Source organism: Streptomyces sp. NPDC025618 (genome assembly GCF_055558795.1).
In genome coordinates this window covers 14,412-31,739 of the sequence record NZ_JBVHLW010000040.1, presented here as the reverse complement: position 1 = coordinate 31,739, position 17,328 = coordinate 14,412, and the positions used below count along the sequence as shown (strand labels likewise).

At 71.5% G+C, this 17,328-nt stretch carries 10 protein-coding genes; 4 read left to right on the top strand and 6 right to left on the bottom strand.

What is annotated here, in order from left to right:
• Positions 1 to 45: 45 nt before the first annotated feature.
• On the bottom strand, positions 46 to 4,923 hold the full coding sequence (locus tag ACZ4A5_RS26175; RefSeq protein WP_467589106.1) for a type I polyketide synthase: 4,878 nt from the start codon (positions 4,921 to 4,923) through the stop codon (positions 46 to 48).
• A gap of 292 nt (positions 4,924 to 5,215) precedes the next feature.
• On the opposite strand from ACZ4A5_RS26175, the gene ACZ4A5_RS26170 reads away from it, so the two are divergent.
• Positions 5,216 to 6,469, top strand: coding sequence for a cytochrome P450 (locus tag ACZ4A5_RS26170; protein WP_467589103.1), 1,254 nt, complete (start codon positions 5,216 to 5,218; stop codon positions 6,467 to 6,469).
• Between the two features lie 84 nt (positions 6,470 to 6,553).
• On the opposite strand, the gene ACZ4A5_RS26165 is transcribed toward ACZ4A5_RS26170, so the two are convergent.
• The 3 genes from ACZ4A5_RS26165 to ACZ4A5_RS26155 form a co-directional block, all read right to left on the bottom strand.
• Positions 6,554 to 7,351 (bottom strand): AfsR/SARP family transcriptional regulator, encoded by a 798-nt coding sequence (locus ACZ4A5_RS26165; protein WP_467589099.1) that lies wholly within the window; start codon positions 7,349 to 7,351, stop codon positions 6,554 to 6,556.
• 1,545 nt (positions 7,352 to 8,896) lie between these two features.
• Entirely contained in the window at positions 8,897 to 10,132 is a 1,236-nt protein-coding gene (locus ACZ4A5_RS26160) for a phthiocerol/phthiodiolone dimycocerosyl transferase family protein (RefSeq protein ID WP_467589095.1), read from the bottom strand.
• A 103-nt stretch (positions 10,133 to 10,235) separates the two neighbouring features.
• Positions 10,236 to 10,922 carry a DedA family protein gene (locus ACZ4A5_RS26155; RefSeq protein WP_467589093.1) on the bottom strand — a complete coding sequence of 229 codons (687 nt, stop codon included), beginning with the start codon at positions 10,920 to 10,922 and terminating at the stop codon, positions 10,236 to 10,238.
• A gap of 455 nt (positions 10,923 to 11,377) precedes the next feature.
• On the opposite strand from ACZ4A5_RS26155, the gene ACZ4A5_RS26150 reads away from it, so the two are divergent.
• From ACZ4A5_RS26150 to ACZ4A5_RS26140, 3 genes are all read left to right on the top strand, one after another.
• Positions 11,378 to 12,703 (top strand): MFS transporter, encoded by a 1,326-nt coding sequence (locus ACZ4A5_RS26150; RefSeq protein ID WP_467589090.1) that lies wholly within the window; start codon positions 11,378 to 11,380, stop codon positions 12,701 to 12,703.
• A gap of 133 nt (positions 12,704 to 12,836) precedes the next feature.
• Positions 12,837 to 14,240, top strand: coding sequence for an NADP-dependent succinic semialdehyde dehydrogenase (locus tag ACZ4A5_RS26145; RefSeq protein WP_467589087.1), 1,404 nt, complete (start codon positions 12,837 to 12,839; stop codon positions 14,238 to 14,240).
• A 186-nt stretch (positions 14,241 to 14,426) separates the two neighbouring features.
• Complete coding sequence (locus tag ACZ4A5_RS26140; protein ID WP_467589084.1) at positions 14,427 to 15,539, top strand: baeRF2 domain-containing protein; 1,113 nt, start codon at positions 14,427 to 14,429, stop codon at positions 15,537 to 15,539.
• A gap of 15 nt (positions 15,540 to 15,554) precedes the next feature.
• Here the strand turns inward: ACZ4A5_RS26140 and ACZ4A5_RS26135 are convergent, their stop codons facing one another.
• Together ACZ4A5_RS26135 and dhaK are read right to left on the bottom strand one after the other, a co-directional pair.
• Complete coding sequence (locus ACZ4A5_RS26135; RefSeq protein ID WP_467589081.1) at positions 15,555 to 16,001, bottom strand: DUF6224 family protein; 447 nt, start codon at positions 15,999 to 16,001, stop codon at positions 15,555 to 15,557.
• Between the two features lie 184 nt (positions 16,002 to 16,185).
• The gene (dhaK, locus tag ACZ4A5_RS26130) at positions 16,186 to 17,178 is read right to left on the bottom strand and encodes a dihydroxyacetone kinase subunit DhaK (RefSeq protein ID WP_467589079.1); all 993 of its coding nucleotides are present in this window, start codon (positions 17,176 to 17,178) and stop codon (positions 16,186 to 16,188) included.
• Positions 17,179 to 17,328 lie beyond the last annotated feature (150 nt).

The following is a 17,328-nucleotide window of genomic DNA, read 5'->3' as shown; positions in this document are numbered from 1 at the left end:
CGCTACGTGGATGATCGAGGTCATGGGGACGGGCGGGAAGAGAAGTCAGGACTTCCCGAACTCGCTGGAGATGAGGTCGAAGATGTCGTCCGCGGACGCGGACTCCAGCGCGTCGTGAGCGGAGGCGGAACGGTCCGCCTCGCCCTGGGCCGGGCTCCACTTCGCCATCAGCACCTGGAGCCGGCCCGCGATCCGCCGTCGGGCCGCCTCGTCCAGCCCGTCCGTGCCGTACGTCGCGTCCCACTTGTCCAGGGCCGCGAGGACGCTGCCCTCACCGGCCTCCTCGCCCGCGAGGCCGAGCTGCCCGCGCAGATGCGTGGCGAGCGCCTCGGACGTGGGATGGTCGAAGATCACGGTGGCGGGCAGGGCGAGCCCGGTCGAGGCGTTGAGCTGATTGCGCAGCTGGACGGCGGTCAGCGAGTCGAAGCCGAGCTCCTGGAAGGGCTTGGCCGCCGGGATCTCCTCCACCGTCCGGCCGAGCGTCGCGGCCGCGTACGTCCGGACGCGCTGGACCAGGAAACCGTGCCGCTGCGACGCGGGCGTCTTCGCGAGTTCCGCGCGGAACGCGCTGGTCTCCGCACCGGAGCCGGGCTGCTCGGCCTCCCGCCTGTTCTCGGGAATGCCGTCGAGGAACGGGCTGGGCCGCTGCGCGGTGAACGTCGGGGTGAACCGTGCCCAGTCGAAGTTCGCCACCGTCAGCGTGGTCTCACCCGAACTCACCGCCTGATGCAGCGCCTTGACGCTCAGGTCGGGGCCGATCGGATGCAGGCCGAAGCGCTTGAAGTACGCCAGCGACTCCTCGTCCGCCGACATCCCGGCCTCGGCCCAGGGTCCCCAGGCGATGGAGGTGGCGGGGAGTCCTTGGGCGCGGCGGTGTTCGGCGAGGGCGTCGAGGAAGTGGTTGGCCGCGCCGTAGGCGCCTTGCTGGCCGCTGCCCCAGACCCCGGCACCGGAGGAGAACATCACGAAGGCCGACAGGTCCGCCTCCCGCGTCATCTCGTGCAGGTTCCAGGCCGCGTACGCCTTGGAGCCGAGCACCTCGTTCAGCCGCGCGGACGTCAGATCGCCGATCGCCGTCAGATCCGTCATGCCCGCGGCGTGGATGACGGCGGTGAGGGGGTGCTGTTCCGGGATGGTGTCGAGGAGTTCGCGGAGTTGGTGGGGGTCGCTGACGTCGCAGGCGGTGATGGTGACGGTGGTGCCGAGTGCGGTGAGTTCCTGGTCGAGTTCCGGGGCGCCGGGGGCGTGGGGTCCGCGTCGGCTGGTGAGGTGGAGGTGGGGGGCGCCTTGGTGGGCAAGCCAGCGGGCGAGTACGGCGCCGATGCCGCCGGTTCCGCCGGTGATGAGCGTGGTGCCCTCGGGCCGCCAGTCGGTGGTGGTCGTGGTGGTGGGAGCGTGGGTGAGACGGCGGTTGAGGGTGCCGGTGGCGCGGATCGCGGTCTGGTCCTCGTCTTGGGGGACGAGAGCGGTGGCGAGGCGGGTGAGGGTGTGGCGGTCGATGTGTGGGGGGAGGTCGATGAGTCCGGCCCAGAGGCGGGGGTGTTCGAGTGCGGCGACGCGTCCGAGGCCCCAGACATGGGCCTGGAGGGGGTTGGTGAGAGAGTCGGTGGCGTTGGTGGAGACCGCGCCTTGGGTGATCGTGTGCAGGGGCGCGGTGGTGCCGCTGTCGTTGAGGGCCTGGATGAGCGCGGTCGTCGCGGCGAGCCCCGCGGGGACGGCCGGGTGCTCGGGGTGGGGTTCCTCGTCCAGCGCCAGCAGATTGACGATCCCGGCAAGCCCGGCCGTGTCCACCGAGGCCAGGGACGCACGCCGTACGCGACCCGGCTCCACGGCGTGCAGCCGGACGGCCGCACCGTGCTCCCTGAGAGCGTCCGCCGAAGCCCGTACGGCGGGGTGGTCGGCCTGGGCGGCGGGGACGAAGAGCAGCCAGTCCCCGCCCAGCTCCGGTGCCGCCGAGGCATCGGCGAGGTGCTCCCACGTGACGCGGTAGCGCCAGGAGTCGATCGCCGACTGTTCCCGGTGGCGCCGTCGCCAGGCCGAGAGGAGGGGCAACGCGGGCTCCAGCGCCTCGACCGCCTCCGGCCGGCCCTCGATTTCCAGGCTGTCGGCGAGTGCCTCCATGTCCAGATTCTCGATGGCCTGCCACAGCCGTGCTTCGGCCGCGTCGTGACCTCCGCCGACGGCGGGGGCCGCGGTGGAGTGCTTGAGCCAGTATCGCCGACGCTGGAAGGCGTAGGTCGGCAGGTCGACGGTGTGGGGGGTGGGTTCGGTGGGGAACCAGCGGCGCCAGTCGACGTCCGCGCCGGCGGTGAAGGCCAGGGCGGCGGCGTGTGTGAGCTGGGTGAGGCCGCCGTGGTCACGGCGCAGGGTGGGGACGATGGCCGCCGTGACGCCGATGTGGTCGATGGTCTCCTGGATGCCCAGGTTGAGTACGGGGTGGGGGCTGGCCTCGATGAACAGGCGGTAGCCGTCGGCGAGCAGGGCCTCGACGGTGTCGGCGAAGCGGATGGGCCGCCGCAGGTTGGTGATCCAGTACGCGGTGTCCAGGCCGGTGGTCTCCAGGCGCCCGGCGGTGACGGTGGAGTAGAACGCCACCTCGGTGTCCACCGGCCGGATACCGCTGAGGCGCTCGGCGAGCAGGTCGGCGATCTCGTCGACCTGCGGCCCGTGGGAGGCGTAGTCCACATCGATCAGGCGGGCCCGCAGGCCGCGCCCCTCCGCGGCCGAGACCACGGCGGCGACCTGCGCGGGCGGACCCGAGATCACCGTGGAGGAAGGGCTGTTGACGCCCGCGATGCCCACGCCCGGGTGTCCGTCGATGAGCTCGGCGGCCTGCTCCTGGCCCACGCCGAGGGAGGCCATCGCCCCGTGCCCGGCGAGCTGTCGGAGGGCGTCGCTGCGGATGGCGACGATGCGTGCGGCGTCGTCGAGGGTGAGGGCTCCGGCCACGCATGCGGCGGCCATCTCGCCTTGGGAGTGTCCTACGACGGCGGCGGGTGTGATGCCGTGGTCGGCCCAGACGGCGGCGAGGGAGACCATCATGGCCCACAGGACGGGCTGGACGACCTCCACCCGTGCCAGCTCGCTGCCGTCCCCGCGCAACACCGCGGTGAGGGACCAGTCGACGTACGGGGCCAGGGCCTGTTCGCACTCGGCGATACGGGTGGCGAACACCGGTGATTCGTCGAGGAGTTGGGCTCCCATGCCCACCCATTGCGATCCCTGGCCGGGGAACACGAGCACCGGTCCCGGGCCCAGGTCCCCAGTCAGGCCGGACACCACGTCGGGTGAGACGTCGCCTGAGGCGAGGGCTTCGAGTCCGGTGAGGGCCTGGTCGTGGTCCTGTGCCACGATCACGGCGCGGTGCTCGAAGACCGACCGTGATGTGGCCAGTGACCAGCCGACGTCGACCGCGGATGCATCTGTGAACGCGAGGAGCTTGCGGGCCTGTTGACGCAGGGCGTCGGCGGTCCGGGCGGAGACGATCCACGGCACCACCGGACCCGCCACCGGCCCGGCCACCGCGGGCCCCTCCTCCGGCGCCTCCTCCAGGATCAGATGCGCGTTCGTGCCCGAGAACCCGAAGGAGGACACCCCGGCCCTGCGCACCCGCTCACCGCGTGACCACTTCACCGGCTCGGTGAGCAGGCGCAGCCCGCTGTCGTCCCACTCCACGTGGGGGGAGGGGGCGTCGATGTGCAGGGTGGCGGGCAGCAGTTCGTGCCGCAGCGCGAGGACCATCTTGATCACTCCGGCCACGCCCGCGGCGATCTGTGTGTGGCCGATGTTCGACTTCACCGAGCCCAGCCACAAGGGCCGGTCCTCGGGCCGCCCCTGTCCGTAGGCCGAGGCGAGCGCGCCGGCCTCGATGGGGTCGCCCAGGGTGGTGCCGGTGCCGTGCGCCTCCACGACGTCGATGTCGTCGGCGGACAGCCGCGCGTTGGCGAGGGCGGCGCGGATGACCCGCTCCTGCGCGGGCCCGTTGGGGGCGGTGAGGCCGTTGCTCGCGCCGTCCTGGTTGACGGCCGAACCCCGGATCACCGCGAGGACCTTGTGGCCGTTGCGCCGGGCGTCGGAGAGGCGCTCCAGCAACACCACGCCGGTGCCCTCGGCCATGCCCATGCCGTCGCTGCTCGCCGCGAAGGGCTTGCACCGCCCGTCGGGGGCGAGGCCGCGCAGCTCGCTGAAGCCGATGAGCGGCGCGGGCGACGACATCACGTAGGTGCCGCCGGCCAGGGCCAACGCACACTCCTGCGCGCGCAGGGCCTGGGCCGCGAGGTGGAGGGAGACCAGGGAGGAGGAGCACGCCGTGTCCATCGTCACCGCCGCGCCTTCGAGGCCCAGGGCGTAGGCGACGCGGCCGGAGGTGACGCTGGCGGAGTTGCCGATGGTGAAGTATCCGGCGATGCCCTCCGGCACCTCGGAGGCACCCAGGGCGTAGTCGAGGCCGTCGCAGCCGATGAAGGTGCCGGTGGCGCTGCCGCGCAGGGAGAGCGGGTCGATGCCCGCGCGCTCGACGGCCTCCCACGCCGTCTCCAGGGCGAGCCGCTGCTGCGGTGCCATGGCCAGGGCCTCGCTCGGGCCGATGCCGAAGAAGGTGGAGTCGAAGTCACCGGCGTCGTGGACGAAGCCGCCCTCGCGGACGTAGCTGGTGCCGTTGCTCTCCGGGTCCGGGTCGTAGAGGGCGTCGAGGTCCCAGTCGCGGTTGCCGGGCAGCGGCGAGACGGCGTCGCCGCCCGCCGAGATCAGGTCCCAGAACTCTTCGGGGGACCGCACTCCGCCCGGCAGCCGGCACGCCATGCCGATGACCGCGATCGGTTCGTGGCCCGCCGACTCGACCTCCCGCAGCCGTCGTTCGGTCTGACGCAGGTCCGCAGTGACACGCTTGAGGTATTCAAGAAGCTTCTCTTCGTTGTGCGCCATCCCGGTGACAACCGCTCCTCTCCGCGAGAACAGGCGGACCCCTGACCCGCATGACCGGACAGCCGTACGGCGCGAGCATCGGGCAGGCGGGGCCTCACCGGGTTGCAGAATTGTCGACGGCGCTAAAGCCCTCCTAATACTCGGCTGCGCGCCGGGAGGTCTTAGCAGCGCTTAAGGGACGGCTGTCAGGGTGCGGCCACCCATTCTCATGGCCTGATCAGCGGTGTCGTCGCGTCGCTCGGTGGAGCCGGTCGATCTGATCGTTGGTCCGGACAACGCGAATCGAGGCATCGTGTTCCGCACGGAAAGCAAGCCCTCCACAGCAACCCTGCCCGACCTCGTCGACCCCTCCTTCTGGGCGCGGCCGCGCGAGGAGCGCGTGGCCCTCTTCGCGGAGCTGCGTGGGCTGCCGCACCCGGCGTTCATCCGGCAGAGCATGCCCGGCGTGCCCTGGGTGTCCGGCTACCACGCGCTGGTGAAGTACGCCGACATCGCGGAAGTGAGCCGCCGCCCGCAGGACTTCTCCTCCAACGGCGCGACCACCATCGTCGGCCTGCCGCCCGAACTGGACGAGTACTACGGCTCGATGATCAACATGGACAACCCGGAGCACTCCCGCCTCCGGCGCATCGTCTCGCGCTCCTTCGGCCGCAACACGGTCCCGGAGTTCGAGGCGGTGGCGACCCGTACCGCCCGGCGCATCATCCGGGAGCTCGTCGCCCGCGGGCCGGGTGACTTCATCCGGCCCGTCGCCGCGGAGATGCCGATCGCCGTACTCGCCGACATGATGGGGATCCCCGAGGAGGACCACCAGTTCCTCTTCGAGAGGTCCAACACGATCGTGGGCCCGCTCGACCCCGACTACGTCGCCGACCCGGCGGACGCCGAGCGGGCGGTGGTCGAGGCGTCACGCGAACTCGGGGACTACATCGCGGGGCTCCGCGAGGAGCGCCTCGCCGACCCCGGCAACGACCTGATCACCAAGCTGGTGCAGGTGCAGTCGGACGGCGAGCAGCTGACCCGGCAGGAACTCGTCTCCTTCTTCATCCTGCTCGTCATCGCCGGCATGGAGACCACCCGCAACGCGATCTCCCACGCCCTGGTCCTGCTGACCGAGCACCCCGAGCAGAAACAACTGCTGCTGTCGGACTTCGACGCGCACGCGAAGAACGCCGTCGAGGAGATCCTCCGCGTCTCCACCCCTATCAACTGGATGCGCCGGGTCGCCGCCCGCGACTGCGAGCTGAACGGCCACAGGTTCCGCAGGGGCGACCGGGTCTTCCTCTTCTACTGGTCGGGGAACCAGGACGAGAGCGTCTTCCCCGACCCGTACCGCTTCGACATCACCCGCGGGTCGAACGCGCACGTCACGTTCGGCGCGGTGGGCCCGCACGTCTGCCTGGGCGCCCACCTCGCCCGGCTGGAGATCACCGTGCTCTACCGGGAGCTCCTCACCGCGCTGCCCGGGATCCACGCCGTGGGCACGCCCCGGCGCCTGACCTCCAGCTTCGTCGAGGGCATCAAGCACTTGGACTGCGCCTTCTGACGGCCTTCCCGCACCGGTCCGCCGGACGCGCCGGAGCTCCGCACACCAAGAGCGCCTCGCGCGGTGTACGGAGCTCCGGTGAAGTCAGCGGCCCGACAGGGCCAGGGGCGGCGCCAGCAGGTCTCCGTCCCCGGCGAGTATCGCCCGTTGCAGATCCTGGAGCGGACGCCCGGGCTCCAGGCCCAGTTCCTCCTTCAGGGTCCTGCGCACCGACTGATACACCTTCAGCGCGTCCGCCTGCCGCTCCGAGCGGTAGAGCGCCAGCATGAGCTGGCGGTAGAAGACCTCGCGCATCGGGTTCTCGGCGGTGAGCGCGTAGAGCATGCCGACGGCCTCCCGGTGGCGGCCGAGCTGGAGCCGGCACTCCGCCAGCATCTCCTGGCACTCGAGACGGGTCTCCGTCAGCCAGGTCGAGAAGCCGTCGATGATCGGGCCGCCCGCGGCCGGCCCCTTGCCGCCGTAGCCGAGAGCCGGACCGCGCCACAGGGCGAGGGCCTGCTCGAAGTGGCAGGCGGCCTCGTCGTGCCGCTCCTCCCTGAGGAACGCCCTGCCCTTGTCGACGAGCTGCGGGAACACCTGGGCATCGATCTCGTCGTCGCCCTTGTGCAGCACATATCCCGGCGCCCGGGTCTCGACGGGGTTGCCGGCCACGCCCGGCCTCTTGAGGAATTTACGGAGTTGGGAGATGTACACATGGAGGCCCGCGGTGGCGCGCCGGGGCAGGTCCTCTCCCCAGATCTCCGCCATCAGCTGCTCCGGGGTCACCACCTGGTCGGCGCGGATGAGCAGGACGGAGAGGACGATCTCCACCTTGTGTGCGTTGATGGTCATGCTCTTGCTGCCGTCCGTGACCCGGAGCGGGCCCAACATCTCGTACCTCACTGAGCGTTCCCCCTAAGTGTTGCCCCTGGCCGCGCGACGTCCGCGAGAGCCTTGCGAACGGCCGGATGAAGTCCGCGTGCCGTGCGTCTGACGTATCGGAGAAGGCAGGGGCAGGCAAAAGGCTTTCCCCGAGTGCTTGTTCAGCGCTCGGGCGACGGGCTCGGCCCGTCCTGTCCGTTCGGTGCGTGTCGCACTGAGGCGAAACGCCGGCTGGATGCGACAAATGATTACGCCATTGCCGGAGCGCGCCGACAATCCCCCCTCGAGCCGGTTCTCCGCCGGGCGGAAGTGTCGAACCCGAAGAGGTTCTTGTGGATCATTGCCCTACGCATCGATGATGCAAGGCGGAACTTCCCAGGGCAATGAGGGAAGGGCGACACCCGGACGGAATAAGACATTCCCATTGTTCGAATGCCGATCGGGTCGGCGACTTAATGGCGCAAGAGCCACGAAAGCGCAGAAGATCCGGTTCGAAAGGCATGCCGCGCGGTCGCCGCCGCCGGGTGGGGCGACTCCGCCAACCGACGCCTGACCTGGGGTTTATGCGTATCGGTACGGGCCTTCTTCGGGTGATGTGAGAGGTCGTCGGCCTCTGTGCGGGGGCGGATGGCGCCCCGACCGGGTGCCGGCCGGCCGGGCGGGCCGAAACCGGACCGACTCGTCTGTTTGTGGCGGCGGTGACCTGCGTATTCACGCCATGGTGAGAGCCGTTGGCCGAGGAACGCGGTTCGTCCGCCGGCGGGTTGGTGCGGAACGGAGGGTGCTGGCGATGATGGCTGGAATTAGTGGGTCGATTGTGGCTCGTGTGTGGTCGCGGCTCCGGCAGACCCTTCGCGACGAGGGCGTGCTGTCACGGCGCGTCAGCGGGCGGTCCCGGGGCCGGGCGTGGATCCCGCCATGCCGTCGCGAAGTCGCCCGGCCGCCGGCGCCCGTGTCTCCCCGCCGTCGTGAAGCGGAGGCTCCCGGGGGCCCGCCGGGCCCGGAGCCCCGCCGGTATGTTCTCCGGCGTCACGGGGCACGAGAGCGCCCCCGCCGTGCCACTGGACCGAGGCCCGTGTCCGGCCATGTGGGGTCGTGAGGAGGCGGGTTGCCCACAGCGGACGGCTGTGTGTGAAATACGGCGGCGTGCTCCAGGCACTCGCCTCTGCGCCGACGGGGCGGCTCCACAGACATGCAACACCGGTGAAACGGAAGAGGAAATAAAGGACTGGCTCGAACGCGCCACCACTGGCGCGGAGCGCGTTCTTGCGGGCTTCCGCGAGGGTGGCGGGAGAGCCCGTCGCTCAGCCCGCACCGGCAGCCGTGCCGACGGCTGATGAATTTCTCCGCGTCACGCGGGGACGCGACGTGCTCGACAGGGCACGCTCAGGCGCCACGGTGGCCGAGATCGAGCCAGGCCCGAGCCGGCGGCGGGATGCGTCCGCGAGGAATCGCCGACGGCAATCACCGTCCATGGCGGTGTGGGAATTCCAGCGGGATTCGCGACGTACCCATGCCGAGGACTCGTGTGAATACCGAATGCGATGTGTGCGCCCCAGGGCTGTGCTAACTCCGAGTGGCCTCTCGGGCGAGAATGTCGTCGAAGACCTCGGAAGCGGCCGACATGAACCGGCGCATCGTTTCGTCGTCGTACCAGTGGCGGGGATACGGAAGGTCGATCGCGAGACGGCCGCCGAAGCGGGTGACGGTCGCCAGCGGGACCGGTGTGTCCATCAGCGGGAGGATCCGCCACCCCGTCGCCGTCAGGCCCTCGGGGAGCGTCGGGTGCGGGATCTTGTGGAGGTTGGTGACGATCAGCGTGGGCAGGCGCGGGGCCGTTTCCTCGGTCAGGCGCGGGATCGTGGCGAGGTCGAGGCCGGGTACGCGCGCGTCGAGATCGGCCCGCAGCTTCTCCGCCACCAGCCGCCCCAGTGCCACGGGGTCGGGTGACTCGCGGACCTCCAGTGTGACCGTGCTGGAGGAAGCGGAGGACTGGATGCTCTCCGGATCGATGGGCGGGGAGATGCGCGCCCGCATGTCGACCGCCGAGACGCAGGCCAGGGTGACCGGCCCCGACTGCGGCGGGAGGAAGGCCCGCGCCCCTGCCAGCAGCACCCCGCAGATCAGGCTGTGCACGCTGAGGCCGGCCGCGTGGGCGTGGTCGACGAACCGCCGCGTGCGCCCCTCGTCGAGTTCGAGGCGTACGAGGCCGAAGCTCCCGGGCTCGCGGCCGCGGGTGGGCAGCACCGAGGGGACGGCTTCACGCGCGGCGGCCCGCAAGGCCAGATAGCCCGACAACTCCTCCTCGGTGAAACCCTCCTGGGCGCGGGTGTCGAGCGACGGCGAGGCCAGCCCGCCCCCGATGAGGCGGGTCGGGACGCTCCTGCCGAGCGACAGGTCGGTGTAGACGGCCCACAGCCTCTCGTACAGCGCGATGTAGGCCGAGCCGTCCACCAGGGCCCGCGGCAGGCTCAGCGCCACCGTGGTGCGCGGGCCACCCTCGGACACGGCCACCCGCAACAGCGGGCCGGCCGACCAGTCCTGGACCACCTGCAACTCGTGCTCGAGATCGGCATACCTCTCGATGGCCACCCGCTGCGTGCCCGGGTCACCGTCCTGGACGACGCAGGACCCCGCACCGGGGACGAACCTGCCGAGGAGGACGGGGTGGAACTCGGTCAGGATCCGGAGTGCTTCGGCGAGCAGCGCGCGATCGACGTGCCCCTCGAACTCGCAGGGCACGAGCACGCGTCCGCCGCTGCGGTAGATCGCCATCTCATGCGCGCCCAGACGACGCTCCATGCCATCCCCCCGCTCGAAGCCCGGCAACCACCCCAACTATCCACACTGAGCGGATCACTGACAAGGACGCAGGAGTGACAAACCGCCCCAGGAGTCACACGAGTTAACTCGGGGAACCGATGTCTTCGCCCGGGGAAGCGGCGTCGTCCCGGCCGGCGCGGCGGCCGCGGAGCAACTCCAGCGCCAGTGGCAGCAGGGACAGCGCCACGACGAGTCCGACGAGGGGCAGGAGGTAGCGGTCGACGTTCGGCACCGCCGACCCGAGCCCGTAGCCGGCCAGGACCAGGCCCACCGTCCAGACGAGCCCGCCGGCCGCCTGCCAGAGGGTGAAGGTGCGCGGCGCCACCCCGAGGGCTCCGGCGAGCGGGTTGAGGACCGTGCGGACCACCGGCACGAAGCGGGCCAGCACGATCGCGCGCGCGTGGCCGTACCGGTCGAGCAATTCCTCCGCCCGCGCGGCGCCTTCGAGCAGCCGGCGGTTCCGCGAGCGGGCGAGGAGGGCGCGGCCGGTACGGCGGCCGACGGCGTATCCGCACTGCGCCCCGGCCAGCGCCCCGACGGCGGCGGCGAGCAGCACCTGTGCGAGATCCAGGCGCGGCCCGGCGTGGGCGCCGGATCTGGCCAGCAGCCCGGCGGTGAACAGCAGCGAGTCCCCGGGCAGGAAGAAGCCGATCAGCATCCCCGTCTCCGCGAACAGCACCACGGCGATCCCGAGCGCCCCGAAGGCCGCCAGCAGCGAGGAGGCGTCCAGGGGATTGACGGCCAGACCGGCAGCGGTGTGGGTGAGCACGTGAACGCCTCCGCGAGTCGAGGGCGGGGCCGGACCGTCCGGACCCCCGGGACTGTTTGACGAGCGGGCGCGGCGAAGGATGCGGGCGGGCCGCGGAAATCGCTCCCGGCGCCGGGGCGCGGAGCGGAGCGCCGAGGGGCGTACACGGCCGTGCGCTCGCACCTCCCATACCGCCGGGCAAAGCGGAATACCCCTCCAACGAGCCCTGTCGGCAGAGGACTCGCTTTGCTAAAGTGTCTGGCGAAGTGTCCGTCAGGAATACGGTCGGGGGTATCGGGGATGCACCGCAAAAACATATGATCGACCCCTTTTCGAGGTCATTGAACGTGACCTTCCACTGACCGGAACAGCGAGCCGACGAGCCGTACACCGGGGCATCCTGGCCTGCGAGCAGGCCGAAGTCAAGGCTGTTTCACGACCGCGGTCGGCTGCCGGTCGGGCCCACAGGGGCACGCATGAGAGTCTTTCGGGCGATCCGGGATTTCCCACTGGCATTGCGGTTGCTATTCATCAACCAGTTCGGCGTGGATATCGGTTACTGCGTCGTGATCCCCTTTCTCGCGAAGTATTTGGAAGAGAATCTGGGGATGTCGGCGGCACTGGTCGGTCTGGTGCTCGCCGCACGGAACCTCAGTCAGCAGGGCCTGTTCGTCGTCGGGGGAACCGCGGCCGACCGGCTCGGCCCGCGCGCGGTGATCGTCGCCGGGTGCGCGCTGCGGACGGCGGGGTTCGTGCTCTTCGCCTTCGGGAACTCCCTGCCGTTGCTGCTGGCCGCCTCCGTGCTCAGCAGCCTGGCGGGGGCCCTGTTCTATCCCGCCGTACGCGCCTACGTCGCCCAGGAGACGGGGGAGCGGCAGGCCGAGACGTTCGCGCTGCTCAACGTCTTCGCCACCAGCGGGTGGCTGATCGGGCTGCTGCTCGGCAGCGTGCTCTTCCTCGCGGACATCAGGATCTGCGCGCTGACCGTGTCGGGCTTCTTCACCCTGCTGACGATCGCCCAGGCCCTCACCCTTCCGGCGCGCAGGACCGTCCACGCGTCCGAGACCGTGCTCGCCGACTGGCGCGAAGTCCTCGGCAACCGCCGGTTCCTGTGCTTCTCCCTCGCCGCCACCGGCATGGTCGTCATGGAGAACCAGCTCTTCGTGCTGCTGCCCGAGGGCGCGCGCACGGTCTCCGGCTGGGGCGGCGCGGCCGGGGTGCTGCTGGCCTCCGGAGCCGTCGCGCACCTGTTCTTCCAGCTCCCCATCACCAGAAGCCTGGCACGGCGCGGGGGCGGCGCGCGCTGGCTGGGGGCCGGGATCGGACTGATAGGAGCCGGGTTCGTGCCGCCCCTGCTGATCTGCGCCACGACCCGGCCGGACGGCCCCGGGCAGGGCATCGCGCGACTGGCCGTCATGCTCACCGGCGCGCTGCTGCTCTACGCCGGGGGCATGATCGCCTATCCGTCGGCCATGGAGGTCATCCCGCGCTTCGGCCATGAGCGGCTGACCGGTACGTACTTCGGGCTCTTCTACATGCTCTCGGGCACGGCCGCGGTCGGCGGCAACGCCGTGGTCGGCTGGGCGATGGACCTCGCCGAGTGCACCGGCAGACGGTGGCTGCCATGGCTGTGCTGCCTGGGCTTCGGGGCGACCTCGGCCGCGGCCGTGGGCTGGCTCTACCACGCGCGCGTGCTGCCCCGCCGGCCCGTCGTGGGCCCGCGGCCCGCGATCGAGGGCCCACCGCGGCTGCCCGGCCAGACACACGCCCCCGACGGCGCGCGGGAGCAGCCGCCCCGCTGAGCCCGCCCGGGCCCCGCCGCACGGCCCCGACCGCCGACGCCCGCCGCGCCACGTCTTGCGCGTCCGCACGGGCCCCTGCAAGGTCGAGGCAGCGAGCACGAGGACCACGAGAAGCGCGAGGAGGCGGACATCCGTGCCCATTGCGACGGTGAACCCCGCGAACGGTGAGACGCTCAGGACGTTCGACGAGCTCGGAGCGGACGGGATCGAGCGGTGCCTGGCCACCGCGGCCTCGGCCTACCGGCGCTACCGCACCACCGACCTCCCCGAGCGCGCCCGGCTGATGAGCCGCGCCGCGGACCTCCTGGAGGAGGACCAGGAATCCATCGCCCGCACCATGACCACCGAGATGGGCAAGCCCCTGGCCGCCGCCCGCGCCGAGGCGGCCAAGTGCGTCAAGGCGATGCGCTGGTACGCCGGGCACGCCGAGATCCTGCTGGCCGACGAGTTCCCCTCCGAGACCGAGGTCAAGGACTCCGGCGCCGCGCACGCCCGGGTCCGCTACCGCCCGCTGGGCGTGGTCCTCGCGGTCATGCCGTGGAACTTCCCGCTGTGGCAGGTCACGCGCTTCGCGGCGCCCGCCCTGATGGCGGGCAACGTGGGCCTCCTCAAGCACGCCTCCAACGTGCCGCAGACCGCGCTCTATCTGGAGGACCTCTTCCGCCGGGCTGGATACCCCGAAGGGTGCTTCCAGACGCTGCTCGTGGGCTCCCGCGCCATCGAGGGCATCCTCCGCGACCCCCGGGTCGCCGCCGCGACGCTCACCGGCAGCGAACCGGCGGGCCGGTCCGTGGCCGCGATCGCCGGTGACGAGATCAAGAAGACCGTCCTCGAACTCGGCGGCAGCGACCCCTACGTCGTGATGCCGTCGGCCGACCTCGACCGGGCCGTGAGCACCGCGGTGACCGCCCGCGTGCAGAACAACGGCCAGTCCTGCATCGCCGCCAAGCGCTTCATCGTCCACACCCGCGTCTACGACGAATTCGCCGAGCGTTTCACCGCCCGCATGGCCGAGCTGACCGTCGGTGACCCCATGGCCGACACCACCGACGTCGGGCCTCTCGCCAGCGAGCAGGGCCGCGCCGACCTGGAGGAACTCGTCGACGACGCGGTGCGCCGCGGTGCCACCGTCCTGTGCGGCGGCGGCCGGCCGGAGGGCCTGGCCGAGGGCTGGTTCTACGAGCCGACGGTGCTCGCCGGGATCACCCCAGGGATGCGGATCCACCGCGAGGAGGCGTTCGGCCCGGTGGCGACGCTCTACCGGGTGGGCGGGCTCGACGAGGCGGTGGAGCTCGCCAACGACACCCCCTTCGGGCTGAGCTCCAACGTCTGGACGCGTGACCGCGAGGAGCAGGAGCGCTTCACCCGGGACATCGAGGCCGGTGGTGTCTTCTTCAACGGCATGACCGCCTCGCACCCGGCGCTGCCCTTCGGCGGCGTGAAGCGCTCCGGCTACGGTCGCGAGCTGGCGGGCCACGGGATCCGCGAGTTCTGCAACGTCACGACGGTGTGGCACGGCGCGGACCCCGACGCCTGACCCCGGCGCCGGGCCGTCGCGAAAGGCCGGGAGGGCCCTGTTCCCGGGCCTTCCCGGAGGGCCGCCGCTCCACCGATGGCACGATGCCGCCGCATCTGGTCACCTGGAAGGGGGAGCCGGATCCACGGGCCCTGGGGGGTTCCGGCCCCCGGGCGGACGGCGCCGTTCCCGTCGAAGGAGAACCCCATGACCACTGCCACAGCCACCGACACCGGCACACTGCGCGACCTGCTCCAGGCGCCGGGCCCCTTCCTGTCGGTGTACTTCGACCGCGAACCGCGACCCCAGCTGGCGCAGGCGGCCCAGTCCCGGTGGCGCGGCCTGACCGCGCGGCTGGCCGGTGAGGGAGCCGCCCCGGCCACCCTGGACGCGCTCACCGCCCAGGTCATGGACCGGCTGCCGGGCACCGGGGCGCTGGCGGCGTTCGCGGCGGAGGGCAGGGTCCGGCACGTCGTCGAACTGCCCGGCGACGGGCACGGTGACCTCGCCGTCTCCGGGACGCTCCCGCACCTGCTGCCCCTCATGGAGTGGCGCCAGGACCACCCCGCCCATGTGGTCGTCGTCGTGGACCGCGCCGGAGCCGACCTGCTGCTCTACGCGGAGGGCTCCACCGAGCCCGTACGGCGCACGGTCACCGGCCCCGACGACGAGATCGGGCGGAGCTCCGGCCTGCCCCAGATGCGCTTCCAGCACCGTGCCGAGGACTCCTGGGAGCACAACGCCACCGCGGTCGCCGACGCCGTGGCCCAGGCACTCGACGAGGTCTCCGCCCACCTGCTCCTGCTCGCCGGTGACGTACGCGCCCGGCAGTATCTGACCAAGCACCTCCCGGCCCGGGTCCGGCGCGCCGTCTCCGTGGCCCAGGTCAGCGGCGGCCGCAGCGAGGACGGCTCCGGCAGCGGGCGCGCCGCCCAGGTGGCGGCGGAGGCGGCCGCGGCCGCCCGCGAGGAGACCGCCGAACTCCTGCGCCGCCTCGACGAGGAACGCGCGCCGGGCGGCCACGCCGTGGAAGGCGTGCACGCGACCCTGGAGGCGCTGGCCGCGGGCAGGGTGGGCACACTGGCCGTCACCGACGACCCGCGGGACTCCCGCACCGCCTGGTTCGGGCCCGCGCCCACCGACGTCTACGAGCGCCACGAGGACTTCGTGCCCAACGGCGGCGGCCCGCTCGCGAGCGGCCGGCTGGCCGATGTCGTCGTCCGCTCCGCGCTGCTCACCGGCGCCGACGTACGCGTGCTGGAGCCGGACACCCCCGGCGCGCCCGCGCAGGGCACCGGCGGCATCTGCCGGTTCGGCTGACCCCCGAAGCGCCCGTCACGCCATGGAGCGCAGCGTCTGCTCCCGCACCGCGTCGAGGAAGACCGGGACGTCCTCCATCTTCGTCCCGAGGCACTCCACGATCAGCCCCATGACATCACCGGCCGACAACGCGCCGACCACCGGGTGCACATGGGCCAGCTCCACCCGCTGCTCGATCCGCTCGACGAAGAGCAGCGCCAGGGAAAGCTCCGGCACATTGCTGGTGTTGCCGTAACTGAAGTCCTTCCTGACGACCCACATCTGCGGGATGACGGCGCCGTAGACGATGATGTGGGCCAGCGCGAACATGGCCCGCGCCGTCTCCCGTGCCGACTGCTCGTCCTCCTCCAGGCCCTGGAGCGCGACGATGGCGTCCATGTCCTCCGCGAGATGCGCCTGGATCAGTGCCACGCCGTGGAGCACTTCGTCCTTCGTATAGGGGCGCTTCGGCCTTTCGCTCACTGACCACCAACTCCTGCTCACCGTGGCTGTGTCGCAACGTCCAGTCTGGCAGGGCCGCGGCCGGTCCCGCAGGGCGTTGGGACGCGCGAGGGCGAACGTGACGCGAAAACGGAGTGCCCGGTCGGCCCGAATTGTCTGTGGGCCGTCCGGGACGGGCAGGCTCCGTCCTCCAGGAGCGAGAGCGTCACCGGCCCCAGCGGAGGCCCGCCGTCTGCACCGGCGCGTCCCACAACCGGCGCGTCTCCTCGTCGGCCTGACACAGCGTCACTGAGACCCCCGCCATGTCGAGGGACGTGACGTAGTCACCGACGAGCGTCCGGGCGACGGTCACGCCCCGCGCGGCGAGCACCCGGTGGACCTCGGCGGTGAAGCCGTACAGCTCCAGCAGCGGTGTCGCGCCCGCGCCGTTGACCAGCAGCAGCACGGGTTCGGTGGGTCGCAGGTCAGTCAGCACCGCGTCCACGGCGAAGTCCGCGATCTCACCGGACGACATCATCGCCCGCCGCTCCCGGCCGGGCTCGCCGTGGATGCCGACACCCAGCTCCAGCTCCCCGGCCGGGAGGTCGAAGGTGGGGCTGCCCTTGGCGGGCGTCGTACAGGCGCCGAGGGCCACGCCGAAACTGCGCGAGGACTCGTTCACCTTCCGCGCCAGGGCCTCCACCCGCTCCAGCGGCGCCCCCTCCTCGGCCGCCGCGCCCGCGATCTTCTCCACGAAGAGGGTGGCCCCGGTGCCCCGGCGGCCGGCTGTGAAGAGGCTGTCGGTGACCGCCACGTCGTCGTTGACGAGCACGCTGGCGACCTGGATCCCCTCGTCCTCCGCCAGTTCGGCGGCCATGGTGAAGTTGAGGACGTCGCCCGTGTAGTTCTTCACGATGAACAGCACACCCCGCCCGCCGTCCACGGCGGCAGCGGCGCGCACCATCTGATCGGGCACGGGAGAGGTGAAGACCTCGCCGGGGCAGGCGGCGTCCAGCATCCCGTACCCCACGAACCCTCCGTGCAACGGCTCATGCCCGGACCCGCCCCCGGACACGAGCCCCACCTTCCCCGGGACGGGCGAATCCCCCCGCACGACGACGCGCCCCTCGACGTCGACCTTCAACCCGGGATGCGCGAGGGCCATACCCCGCAGGGCGTCGGCGACGACTGTCTCGGGGGTGTTGATGAGCATCTTCATGCGGGGCTCCTCGGGTGATCGGTGAAGAGTGGGGCTTTCCTGCGTTCTCCCGGGCCGGCGAGGGCTGAGCACGAGGCCGATCCGGGTGGTACCGACGCTGATCTCATGGCGACTCTACTGATGGCTCACGCCAATACCCGAGCCCGGCCG

Excerpts from the sequence above, each read along its gene's own strand:
- ACZ4A5_RS26175 (WP_467589106.1), bottom strand. The coding sequence starts at position 4,923 with ATGGCGCACAACGAAGAGAAGCTTCTTGAATACCTCAAGCGTGTCACT.
- ACZ4A5_RS26160 (WP_467589095.1), bottom strand. The coding sequence starts at position 10,132 with ATGGAGCGTCGTCTGGGCGCGCATGAGATGGCGATCTACCGCAGCGGC.
- ACZ4A5_RS26150 (WP_467589090.1), top strand. The coding sequence starts at position 11,378 with ATGAGAGTCTTTCGGGCGATCCGGGATTTCCCACTGGCATTGCGGTTG.
- ACZ4A5_RS26140 (WP_467589084.1), top strand. The coding sequence starts at position 14,427 with ATGACCACTGCCACAGCCACCGACACCGGCACACTGCGCGACCTGCTC.
- dhaK (WP_467589079.1), bottom strand. The coding sequence starts at position 17,178 with ATGAAGATGCTCATCAACACCCCCGAGACAGTCGTCGCCGACGCCCTG.